This is a genomic window from Streptomyces sp. 2A115, from assembly GCF_052245575.1.
GTDB lineage: Bacteria > Actinomycetota > Actinomycetes > Streptomycetales > Streptomycetaceae > Streptomyces.
In genome coordinates this window covers 1-10,911 of record NZ_JBQQCG010000155.1, presented here as the reverse complement: position 1 = coordinate 10,911, position 10,911 = coordinate 1, and the positions used below count along the sequence as shown (strand labels likewise).

11 protein-coding genes are annotated in these 10,911 nt (G+C 71.5%); 8 read left to right on the top strand and 3 right to left on the bottom strand.

Annotated features, from left to right (window positions below; all coding sequences use genetic code 11):
• Window positions 1–118: 118 nt before the first annotated feature.
• The gene (locus ACTWQR_RS54405; RefSeq protein WP_443234784.1) at window positions 119–256 is read right to left on the bottom strand and encodes a hypothetical protein; all 138 of its coding nucleotides are present in this window, start codon (window positions 254–256) and stop codon (window positions 119–121) included.
• Between the two features lie 91 nt (window positions 257–347).
• Between ACTWQR_RS54405 and ACTWQR_RS54400 the strand changes: the two genes are divergently transcribed.
• From ACTWQR_RS54400 to ACTWQR_RS54385, 4 genes are all read left to right on the top strand, one after another.
• On the top strand, window positions 348–497 hold the full coding sequence (locus ACTWQR_RS54400) for a hypothetical protein (RefSeq protein ID WP_443234783.1): 150 nt from the start codon (window positions 348–350) through the stop codon (window positions 495–497).
• A gap of 80 nt (window positions 498–577) precedes the next feature.
• Entirely contained in the window at window positions 578–1,384 is an 807-nt protein-coding gene (locus ACTWQR_RS54395; RefSeq protein ID WP_443234782.1) for a hypothetical protein, read from the top strand.
• Window positions 1,321–2,064: a DUF1775 domain-containing protein gene (locus tag ACTWQR_RS54390; RefSeq protein ID WP_443234781.1), complete on the top strand. Its 744-nt coding sequence runs from the start codon at window positions 1,321–1,323 to the stop codon at window positions 2,062–2,064. The genes ACTWQR_RS54395 and ACTWQR_RS54390 overlap by 64 nt, the downstream gene beginning before the upstream one ends.
• 212 nt (window positions 2,065–2,276) lie before the next feature.
• Entirely contained in the window at window positions 2,277–4,142 is a 1,866-nt protein-coding gene (locus ACTWQR_RS54385; RefSeq protein WP_443234786.1) for a copper resistance protein CopC, read from the top strand.
• Window positions 4,143–4,421: 279 nt separating this feature from the next.
• On the opposite strand, the gene ACTWQR_RS54380 is transcribed toward ACTWQR_RS54385, so the two are convergent.
• Complete coding sequence (locus ACTWQR_RS54380; protein WP_443234780.1) at window positions 4,422–4,961, bottom strand: hypothetical protein; 540 nt, start codon at window positions 4,959–4,961, stop codon at window positions 4,422–4,424.
• A 390-nt stretch (window positions 4,962–5,351) separates the two neighbouring features.
• Here ACTWQR_RS54380 and ACTWQR_RS54375 point away from each other — a divergent pair, with 390 nt between their 5' ends.
• The 4 genes from ACTWQR_RS54375 (at window position 5,352) to ACTWQR_RS54360 (ending at window position 10,312) form a co-directional block, all read left to right on the top strand.
• On the top strand, window positions 5,352–6,581 hold the full coding sequence (locus ACTWQR_RS54375; protein WP_443234779.1) for a PP2C family protein-serine/threonine phosphatase: 1,230 nt from the start codon (window positions 5,352–5,354) through the stop codon (window positions 6,579–6,581).
• Window positions 6,582–6,856: 275 nt separating this feature from the next.
• Entirely contained in the window at window positions 6,857–8,569 is a 1,713-nt protein-coding gene (locus tag ACTWQR_RS54370) for a VanW family protein (RefSeq protein ID WP_443234785.1), read from the top strand.
• 543 nt (window positions 8,570–9,112) lie between these two features.
• Entirely contained in the window at window positions 9,113–9,481 is a 369-nt protein-coding gene (locus tag ACTWQR_RS54365) for a cupin domain-containing protein (protein ID WP_443234778.1), read from the top strand.
• Between the two features lie 399 nt (window positions 9,482–9,880).
• Window positions 9,881–10,312, top strand: coding sequence for an SRPBCC family protein (locus ACTWQR_RS54360; protein ID WP_443234777.1), 432 nt, complete (start codon window positions 9,881–9,883; stop codon window positions 10,310–10,312).
• Window positions 10,313–10,504: 192 nt separating this feature from the next.
• Here ACTWQR_RS54360 and ACTWQR_RS54355 read toward each other — a convergent pair.
• The coding region (locus ACTWQR_RS54355) for a DNA-directed RNA polymerase subunit alpha C-terminal domain-containing protein (RefSeq protein WP_443234776.1) at window positions 10,505–10,911 on the bottom strand (407 nt) is incomplete at its 5' end.

The following is a 10,911-nucleotide window of genomic DNA, read 5'->3' as shown; positions in this document are numbered from 1 at the left end:
GTCCTCGCGGCCTTCGGCCATCACACGGTCGCCGAGGGTCCGTGCCCTGGCGGCTCGTGGCCGCCTTCGTCGTCGTGCGGTTCGCCGCTCCGTCTGGCCGCTCGCCCGCCGCCGTCACTCACTGGCCACGACCGCCGTGTGCACGCTCGCGGCGCAGGGCGGGCCGCACCTGCTGTCCACGTCCACTCTCGGTGGCGGCTCGCATCGCGCCGCGGCCGGCCATGCTCACCGCGTCCCCGGCCTGGACGACTTCCACTCGACCTCCGTCTCCCTGCCTGACGCCCACGCCGGTACGTTCCGGGCGGGGCCCGCGTCGGCTGCCCTGCGGAGCCACTCCGCGGAGGGCGATGTACCGCAGCACGTCGTCATCCACGTCCGTCAACACGGGTGCCCTCGAAATCGCCCTGCTCCTCGCCGGTTTCCTGCCGTTGCGCTGCACCGGTTTCCTGCCGTTCCGGTGCGCCGGTATGCCGTCGGCCGGCCCGCGCGGAGAGTGAACGGGGCGGGACTGAGACCCGTACCCCCTTCAAGGATGTCCGGCACCGGGGATTCGGTCGGGGAGGGAGGAGGGGCGAACGTGCCAGCCGATACTGCGGCAACCGCCCCCGACCTCCGGCCCGCCCAGCGGAGCGGCGGAGGTGCGGGTGCCTGTGTCAGGGCCGGCGTGTTCACGCTGGCCGGCAGCGTGCTGGCGGCCCTCGGCCACTCCGCGGTGGCCGGTGCGGTCAGGGTGCCGTGGCTGTGGGTGACGCTGCTGGCCCTCCTGCAGTTCGCCGCCGTCTGGCCCGCCGCCCGCCGCCGCTTCTCCCTGCCCTCCACCCTCGTCTGCACCCTTGTCTCGCAAGGCGCGCTGCACCTTGCGCTGGCCCTGGCGGGAGGCACCTTCCGGGCCGGGACGGCTGCCGCGCCACACCACACCATGAGGGGTCATTCCCGCATGGCCGCGGGAGACGGACACGCCTGGCACGACGCATCCGGGGCGATGACCACCGTCCACGTGCTCGCCGCGCTCACGGTGGCCTGGCTGCTGCACCGGGCCGACGCGGCCCTGGCCGCCGCGCCGCTCGCCGCCCGCGCGGTGGGCGGTATCGCGGCGGCCGTCGCCGGCTGGATGAGGCCATGGCTGACCCGCGTCCCGCTCCCCAGGCGCCCCGCCGTACCGCTCACCGGATGCTTCACCCTGCCGACAGCGGCAGGCGCGCGAACTCTTCAACACGCGCTGGTGCGCAGAGGACCACCGGGACCCGCAGGTATCCCGCTCCCTCTCCCAGCCGGGCTGCGGCTGCTGCCTGCCTGGCTTCACCAGCAAGGATTCCCCCTGTGGTTGCATATCCCCCTGTCCGCACCGCACACCGGATCACTCTCGCCGGCGCCGCCGCGCTGACGGTCACGCTCGCCCTGGCCGCACCGGCCGCCGCGCACGCGGAAGTCGGGGCCGACGCCCCGCAGGCCCTGGCCGAGAACGTCACCCTCACCTTCGTCTCCGAAGCCGAGTCCGACTCCGCCGGCTTCACCGAACTGCGCGTCGTCCTGCCCGAAGGCATCGCCCCCGGTGACGTCACGCCCGCCGGAGCCCCCAAGGACTGGGAGCTGAAGACCACCGCCGACGGCTACACCGTCTCCGGCCCCGCCCTGCGGACCGGCGTCGACGCCAAGCACAAGATCAAGATCAGGCAGCTGCCCGACGTTAGGGAGATCGCCTTCAAAACCGTCGAGACCTACAGCGACGGCACACTCTCCCGCTGGATCGAACTGCCCACCGGAGGCGAGGAGCCCGAACAGCCCGCCCCGGCACTGAAGTTGAAGGCCGCGGCCCCGGGCGCCAAGCCGGCCGACGCCGGTCCCGGTGAAAGCACGCCACCCAGCCCGGCCCCGTCGGCCGACGAGCCCACCGCTGAGGCCGCAGGCTCCGATGCCGGCGCGGAGGCCGCCGGGCAGTCAGCCGGGGAGGACCAGGGCAGCTCGGCAGGCATGGTCATCGGCGGAGTGCTCGTGGCACTGCTCGTCCTCGGCGGCGGGGCGTGGTGGCTGGTCAGGCGCCGGTCCGCCGTCGGCTCGGGCTGATCTCAGCCGCGTACTGCCTGTGGGGCGGAGGCACAGCCGCCCCACAGGCGAGCCGACCTGCCCGCGGCGGTAGTGAGCGAGGGGCCTGCGAGGCCCGACGCGCCTCGCCGAAGGGGCTGGGAGTACGCGCCCAGCCCCCGTGTACCCCTGACCCAGTAGACAGACCCCGGAGACATGACGTGACGCGACGACAGATGAACGACGCCAGCCACATGGGCAGGTGGCTGCTGGTGGTGGTCGCCATGCTCGCCCTCGCCCTTCTCGGGAGTGCGACGCCCGCATCCGCGCACGCGGTACTCACGGGCAGCGACCCACGGAACGGGGCCGTGCTGAATACGGCGCCGAAACAGATCACGGCGACCTTCAGCGAATCGGTCACGCTCGCCGAGAACTCCCTGCGCGTACTCGACCCCGAAAACCGCCCGGTGACCGCGGCCGACCCCACGCACGCGGACGGCCGGAGCGACACCGTCCGTGTCCCGCTGACCGGCGGTCTGCTGCAGGGCACGTACACCGTGGCCTGGCGGGTGGTGTCGGCGGACAGCCACGCCATCTCCGGCGCCTTCACCTTCGCCGTCGGCAAGCCCTCGGCGACCGCGCTCGCCGCCACCCCCGAGCCGACTGTGGATACCACCGTCAACGCGCTCTACGGCATCGCCCGCTACGCCGCCTACGGCGCACTTGCCCTGCTCGTCGGCATCGCCGTGTTCGCCCTGGCCTGCTGGCCCACTGCCACGGCCCGACGCGTCGTGCGCACACCCTTCCTGATCGGATGGTGGGCGCTGGCTCTGTCCACGGTCGCGCTGCTGCTTCTGCGCGGCCCGTACGCGAGCGGAGACGGACCGATGGCTGCCTTCGATCCGGAGCTGCTGCGGCGCACGGTGGAGAGCCGGCCGGGCATCGCGCTGCTGGCAAGGCTGACGCTGGTGCTGGTGGTGGCCGTGCTCGTCCGGCGCGGGCGGGAGGGCCGGTCTGCGGACAAGCGCACGTCGGCCCATGCGGACAGGCGCACGCTCGCGTCGGGCGCCGCGCTGGCCCTGGGACTCGCGGGGACGTGGGCGGCGGCCGAACATGCCTCCGTCGGGATCCAGGTGCCGGTGGCGGTCGTCTCAGCCGTGCTGCACCTGTTGGCCATGTCCGTGTGGCTGGGCGGGCTGGTCGCGCTGCTCACCGCCCTGTTCCGGGCACCGGAGGACGAGCCGCTCCCGCCCGCCGCCGTGACCCGCTTCTCCCGGCTCGCCCTGATCGCGGTGGCCGTGCTGGCGGCCACCGGTGTCTACCAGTCCTGGCGCGGGCTGGGCTCCTTCGAGGCGCTGTTCACCACGTCGTACGGCAGGATCCTCGCGTTCAAGGTCTGGGTCATGCTGGTGATGCTGACGGCGGCATGGCACTCGCGGCGCTGGACCGGGCGGCTGCTGCCGGTGCCGCGGACGGAACGGGTGCTGGTCACCGTCGGCGGTGGGGCCGAACCCGCCGCCTCCGATCACGCGCCCGCCCGCGCCGACGCGTCCGACTCGAATGAAGCGGACAGCTCGTACGACTCAGACGCCTCGGATGACGCCCCGAACGCCTCGAACGCCTCGAACGCCGCGACCCACCGAAGGGGGCTGCGCCGATCGGTACTGGCCGAGGCGCTGGCCGGCGTCGTCGTGCTCGTGCTGACGACCGTACTGACGGGCACCCAGCCGGGCCGGGCCGACACCGAGACGGCGGCGGCGCCCACGGTGCCCGGCCAGCCCCCGGTGTCCCTGACGCTGATCCCGTTCGACACCGGCACCCCGGGCGGGCGCGGCAGGGTGCAGGTCGCCCTGGAACCGGGCAGCGTGGGCAGGAACACGGTCCAGGCGCTGGTCTACGGCCCCGATGGCGGCCCCATCTCCGTCCCGGAGCTGCGCCTCGCCTTCACCCTGCCCAAGCAGCGCATCGGCCCGCTCGACGCCGAACTCGCCGACCAGGGCGGCTACTGGGGCACCGACTCCCTCACCCTGCCGATCGCCGGAACCTGGACGATGAAGGCCACCGTGCGTGTCTCCGACATCGACCAGGTCACTGTGTCGAAGAGCGTGAAGATCGACTAACGGCCTCCTCACCAGAACCGGAGTCCACACCTGCCTCAACGGGAGCCCGCCGGGCCACCCGGGCCGCACATCGAACGCTTCCAGAACCACCCGCCTGCACGCCCGTCACCGTGACCGTATGGGCGACGATGACGGGCGGCTCGCCAGCGAGCCGCACCCGCTCCTCGCCTGCCCGCGCGGCACACAACGGGCCGCCCGACGGGCACGGCGGTCCCGTCGGGTCCGGTCAGGCCGATCCTCCGTGCGGTGCCGGCCTTCTGGCCGGGACCGGGACCGCCGCTACGACGTGCTCGGCGCCGGTTTCGGGCCGATGCCTTGCAGCTGCTTGACGGTCCCGCCGATCTTGGTACGGAACTGCTCCAGCATCTCCGGCTCTTTCGCGCTGACGATCCAACGCGAGCCGACCAGGTACTTGCCCCCGTAGATGGCGGCGGAGTCCAGCCAGCGCTGCTTGTACTTCTCCTCGGGGAAGGTGGTGATGAGGTAGTCGACCTTCTTCGTGTGGCACAGGCCCTGGCGCAGTTCGTCCGCCTCGATGCGGATCTTGGCCTTGCAGCCCGTCAGGTCGGCGATCACCTCGACCTTGGCCGGCGCCACCACCGCCGCCGCGGGCGCGTCGGAGATCTCCGACGGCTTGCTGTCCCTGGCCGCACTGTCCTCGCCACCGCTGCAGGCCGTGGCCAGGGGGAGAAACGCGAGACCTGCGGCCAGCGCGGCGCCGCGTATGAGGCGGGCGGTGGGCAGGGTCCGGCCGGTGCGTCCTCGCGATGGCTGTTCTGACTGTTCTGACTGTTGTGGCTGCTCGGGATGCTGGGGCACGTGCCTCTCCGGATCCGGGCTGTTCCTGCCGCACCAGCGGCCAGGCGTACGACAGGGGGTACGGCTGAACGCCGGTGGCTGTTCACCGCGTATGTAACCAAAGGCCCGTGGAACGGCAGGGGAGACTCCAGCAGGATCTGCCGCTGACGCTTGATCTGCACGCCGGCGACAAGTGTTCGCGCCTCCGGGCCACCGGGGCTGAGGCCACCCATTTCGCTGTGGACGCCGACGTACTGTCGTAGGGTCGCTTGGCGTAGCAGGTCACGAGGACTTCGACGGGGCTGCCGGAGCCCTGCCTGGCCCAAAGGGAGAGCAGTGCCCAGGCCACGTGGCGTGTTCGCTCCTATCGTGGAACGCCACAGTCACGCTCGGCGCCGAGGCAGGCAGCACATGAGGAAACCGCAGATCGACTACACGGCGGTCTTCCGGGCCCTGCCCGGCATGGTGGCACTGCTCACCCCTGACCTGGTGTATGCCGACGCCAACGACGACTTCCTGCGGCTGGCCGGGCGCACTCGCGAGCAGCTGCTGGGCCGCTACATCTTCGACGTCTTCCCCGAAAACCCGAACGATGCCGCCGCGGCCGGCATGCGGGAGACCCGGGATTCGATGCTGCGGGTGGTGGCAACCGGCGAGCGCGACACCATGGCAGTGCTCCGCTATGACATCGAGGATCCCCAGCGGCCCGGTCACTGGCAGGAACACTTCTGGAGCCCGGTCAACGCACCCGTCCGCGGCCCCGACGGGCAGGTGGCACTGGTTGTGCACCGGGTGGAGGAGGTCACCGAGCTCATCCGGGCCCGCGGCGGCCCGGGCGGCGACAGCCGGGCCCGCGTGCTGGAAGCCGAGCTCTACACCCGCGCCCGCGAACTGCAGGAGGTCAACGAACGCCTCCGCAAAGCACACGCCCACGAACGCGAGGTCGCCCTGGCCCTACAGGCGGCGATGCTCCCCGCGCCCTGCCCGACCGGGCCGCACGCGGCAGCCGTGCGCTACCGCCCCGCCATCGGCGCCCTGCACGTGTGCGGCGACTGGTACGACCTGGTCGACCTGCCCCGCGAACGCCTCGCGGTCGCCGTCGGCGACGTCGTCGGCCACGGTCTGGCGGCCGCCTGCGTCATGGGACAGCTGCGCAGCGCGCTGAGCGCGGCCTGCCGCGTCGCCGACGGGCCGGCCCAGGCCCTGGATGCCCTCGGCCTGTACGCCCGCTCCGTCGACGGTGCCGCGGCGACCACCGTCGTGACCACGTTCATCGACTGGAACAGCAACACCATCACCTACAGCTGCGCCGGCCACCCGCCGCCCGTCCTCCTCAACCCCGACGGCACCGTGACCTTCCTCGACCAGGCCACCGACCCGCCGCTCGGCGCCCGCGCCGAACACGTGCCCCGCCCCCAGGCCCGTACGCCCTTCGCCGAAGGCGCCACCCTGGTCCTGTACACCGACGGCCTGATCGAACGCCGCACCGAGGACATCGACACCGGTCTGGCCCGCCTCGCCGACTCCCTCACCCGCCACCAGCACTCCGACCCCGAGGCCCTGGCCGACGCCCTGCTGACGGATCTCCTTCCCCCCACCGGCAACACCGACGACACCGCCCTGATCGTCCTCCGGCTGTGACCCCCCACGCCCCGCAGTGACACCCCGGTCCGGTGCGTACGAGGGTCGGGAGCACCGGGCACGAGAACCCAACGCGGCGCCCACTCAGCGGGCCGTTCCCTGGACGAGCCTTCGTGCTTCCGGAGCCGTGCGGACCATGCGGAGACGCAGCTCACAGACCTATCACGAGGGATTTACTACGATTGGTCGCTTGGCGACGTATTGCGTGAGGCATGTCTGTGCGGCGCGACGGCCATCGACAAGGAGATTCAGTGCATCGCTTTCAGCGCCTCGGCATGCCCGCCGGCACCACGCCGGCCGGTCGTCGCCGAATACGTATCGCCGCTCTCGCAGCGGGAGCGGCGGGGCTCGGTTTCGGCGGGCTGTATCTGGTGGGCCTGGCGTCCGGCGAGGACGTCCCTGACGGCACCCGGGTGCGCGGCGTGGACATCGGGGGACTGAGCCGCTCCCAGGCCGAGGAGAAGCTGGACAAGGAACTGGGCGAGACCTGGATGTCGCCACTGAAGGTGCGCATCGGCGATCGCAGCGCCACCGTCGACGCGCGTGCCGCCGGCCTCTGGCTGGACAGCGAGGCCACCGTCGCCCGCGCCGCGCAGTCCGGGACCGGCCCGCTGACCGTGATCGGCCGCCTGTTCACCTCCGGGGAGCGCGACATCGAGCCGGTGAGCGGCATGGACCAGGCGAAGGCCCGCGCGGAGCTGGCCGAAGCGGCGAAGCGGTACGACCGCGAGGCCCGCGAAGGCGCGGTCACCTTCGATGCGGGCAGGCCCGTGGTCGTACAGCCGCGGAACGGCCAGTCACTGGATGTGGACCGCTCGCTCGCGGCCCTGGGTGCCACCGACCCCAGCCTGCGAAGCGACCCGATCCGGCTGCCGGTGAGGCAGAGCCGACCGCGGGTCGACGCGGCGGAGGTGAACCGCGCCATGACGGAGTTCGCCACGCCCGCGATGTCGGCACCGGTGACGCTCACCACCGGCGGCCGGCGGATCGAGATCGGCCCGGTCACCGTCGGCAGGCACCTCACGATGAAACCGGACAAGTCGCACCGGCTGACACCCCGGCTCGACGCCCAGGGGCTGCGGGACGACCCAGCGGTGGTCACTCCCCTGGCACAGGCCACCGACACGGCGGCCGAGGCGAAACTGCGCCTGGACGGCGAGCGGGTCGTGGTGGCCTCGGACGGCAGACCCGGGCAACGGATCACCGCCAAGGCGGTCCAGCAGGCGGTCCTGCCGCTGCTGACCAAGACGGGAGCGGCCCGCACCGGCGCCGTGGCCACCGGGACGGTGCAGCCGACGCTCACCAGCGACACCATCGGCCCACTGGGCATCAAGGAGAAGATGTCCACCTTCACGGTGAACTTCGAGCCCGCCCCGTACCGCACGAAGAACATCGGCCGCGCCGCGGAACTCCTCAACGGGTCCCTCGTACTGCCCGGCGAGAACTGGAGCTTCAACCGCACCGTGGGCGAGCGGACCAAGGCCAACGGTTTCGTGGACGGCATCATCATCAACAACAACCAGTTCGAGAAGGCAGCCGGAGGCGGCGTCTCCGCCGTCGCCACCACGGTCTTCAACGCCCTCTTCTTCGCCGGCATCAAACCGCTCGAGTACGGGGCTCACTCGTTCTACATCGAGCGCTACCCCGAAGGCCGGGAGGCGACGGTGGTGTGGGGCAGTCTGGACCTGAGGTTCGCCAACGACTCGGGCAACGCCATCTACATCCAGGCGTCCGCCACGGAGACCTCCATCACTGTCACCTTCCTCGGCACCAAGAAATACGACGCCGTCGAAGCTGTCACGGGCCCGCGCACCAATGTGAAGGAGCCGGAAAGCCGCCCAGGGGCGGAGAAGGACTGCCTGCCGCAGACGCCGCTCGAAGGCTTCAACGTCGCAGTCGACCGGGTCTTCAAGTCCGACGGCAGCGAAGTCAAGCGAGAGACCTTCAACACCCGTTACGTACCCCGCGACGAAGTCACCTGCGACTGAGGACCGGTGAACTCTGGTGGGGACTGGTGAGGACTGATTGGCCCCGCTGCCCCACGCCAAGGACGGGTGCCGCGGCCTCCACCCGGTGGGCGGCATCCATCGGGTCGCCGGGTGCCCGTCTTCCTGCACCGGGTCGTGTTCGGGTGGTTCGGCGACCTACTCCACGGTGATGTCGCCGAGTCGGTGATCGGCCGGTTTGCCTCGTACGCGCATGCGGCGTGGCGATCATGTCGCCGCTCTGACTCGCCGTCATGACGGCGCGGCCCATTGCTGCGGCGCATGCCGGGTCGATCGGCCCGGCATGCCCGGTCCGAGCACCTCCGCCCGACCGTCTCCGCCCGACCACCTCCGCCCGACCGTCTCCGCCCGACCGTCTCCGCCCGACCACCTCCGTCGTCCGTCCCCCGGATGGCGGCGCCGACTGGACGGGCAGACGATGGGATGGAGGGATCCGGTCGCCGTCGGCGTCGGCCGTGGACTTCGCGGGAGCCGGGGCCCGGGCCCTCGAGAGGGATGGGCATCGCCCCTACGAAAGGAGCCGTCATGCTTGAGATCAAGACGGTCGACAAGCCGGATGAGCGACGCGATTTCCCCCAGGGCCACCTCGAAGCCGTCCACCTCACAGGGCTCGACTTCGCCGTGGCGAACTTCGAACCCGGCTGGCGCTGGTCCGAATCCGTGGCACCGCTCGCGGGAACCGACAGCTGCCAGATCCATCACAACGGCTATGTCGTCCAGGGACGGATGCGCATCCGCATGGACGACGGCGCCGAGAGCGAGGTCGGCCCCGGCGACGTCTTCGTGTGCCCGCCCGGACACGACGCCTGGGTCGTGGGCGACGAGCCGGTCGTGATGTACGACTTCGCGGGAGCCATGGCGCAGGAGTACGCGAAGACGCCCGAGCAGGGCTGAGCGGTACCGCGAGCCGGGGAGACGGATCTGGGAGACGGATCTCGGAGACGGGTCGGCTACGGGAGCAGGAGTACGGCGCCGACGGTGCGCCACTGCTCGGGTCGGCGTGGACCGCGCCGCGGGTTCCAGGGCGTAGGCGCGATGCATACGCGGTACGAACCGGCCCTCGCTCAGCCCGTGGCCTTCAGCGCCACCTCGGTGTCCACGACCCTGCCGTCGGCCTGCCGGGAGACGGCGGCCGAAGGCGGCCGAGGGCGGCCTGACAGCGGTTCGCCAGGCACACGGTCCGGTGCGGAAAGAGCGCGTTGACCGGTCTCTCGCTCTTCGGCGGCGCGGCCTCGCCACGACGGCCGCGCCCAAGCTGACGCAAGCCAGGAACCCAACTGTGAGGTTGCCGATATGAGCACTCTTGAAGAACAGATCGACGTCGACGTTCCGCTCGACAGGGCCTGGGACTTCCTCCACCGCGTGGAGAGCTATCCGCGGTTCCTGGACGGCGTACGCGAGGCCCGTTCGGAGGGTGGGCACCGGGCCCACCTGGACGTCGACGCGGGTGGCCGGGCTCGGGAGTTCGAGGCCGAGATCACCGACCGTGGCAAGGAAGGCGTGATGGAGTGGCGGACCACGAGCGGTCCCGACCTGGCGGGATCCTTCTCGCTGCTGCCCATCGACCAGCAGCACACCCGGGTCCAGGCCCGGTTCGAGTACGACCCCGGCACCGTCAGGGAGGCGTTCGGCGGGCCGAAGGGATTCGCCCAGGCGGCGGCGATCGAACGGCTCGTACGCAATGACCTCGAGCAGTTCAAGGAGCTGGCCGAACAGGAGCGGTGAGCGCGACAGTGCTGCTCGGCGCGTACCGCTCGCGCAGCACCATCGACCGGCCGTCACCCGGCAGCCGACCGGGGTGCGGTCGTCCGCGGTGCGGCCGTCCGGGCTGCCATCTCTTCTCGCCGCCGGCTCCTCGCCGCCGGCTCCTCCGCCTTCCCAGCTCCCTCGCGCCCCGGCGCGACGCAACGCTCAGGTTCAGTACTGCTCGGTCTCGATGAAGCCCGCGTCCGCGTCGTTGCCGGCGCCGAAGGCGGCGGCGGTCGGGTCGAATCCGGGCGGGCTGTCCTTGAGGGCCAGGCCCATGCCGACCAGCTTCGCCTTGACCTCGTCGATCGACTTCGCACCGAAGTTGCGAATGTCGAGCAGGTCGGCCTCGGAACGCGCCACGAGCTCACCCACGGAGTGGACGCCCTCGCGCTTGAGGCAGTTGTACGACCGGACGGTGAGGTCGAGCTCCTCGATCGGCAGTACCAGGTCAGCGGCGAGGGCGGCGTCCGTCGGGGACGGACCCATGTCGATGCCCTCGGCGTCGATGTTGAGCTCACGCGCCAGACCGAACAGCTCGACCAGGGTCTTGCCGGCCGACGCCATGGCGTCACGCG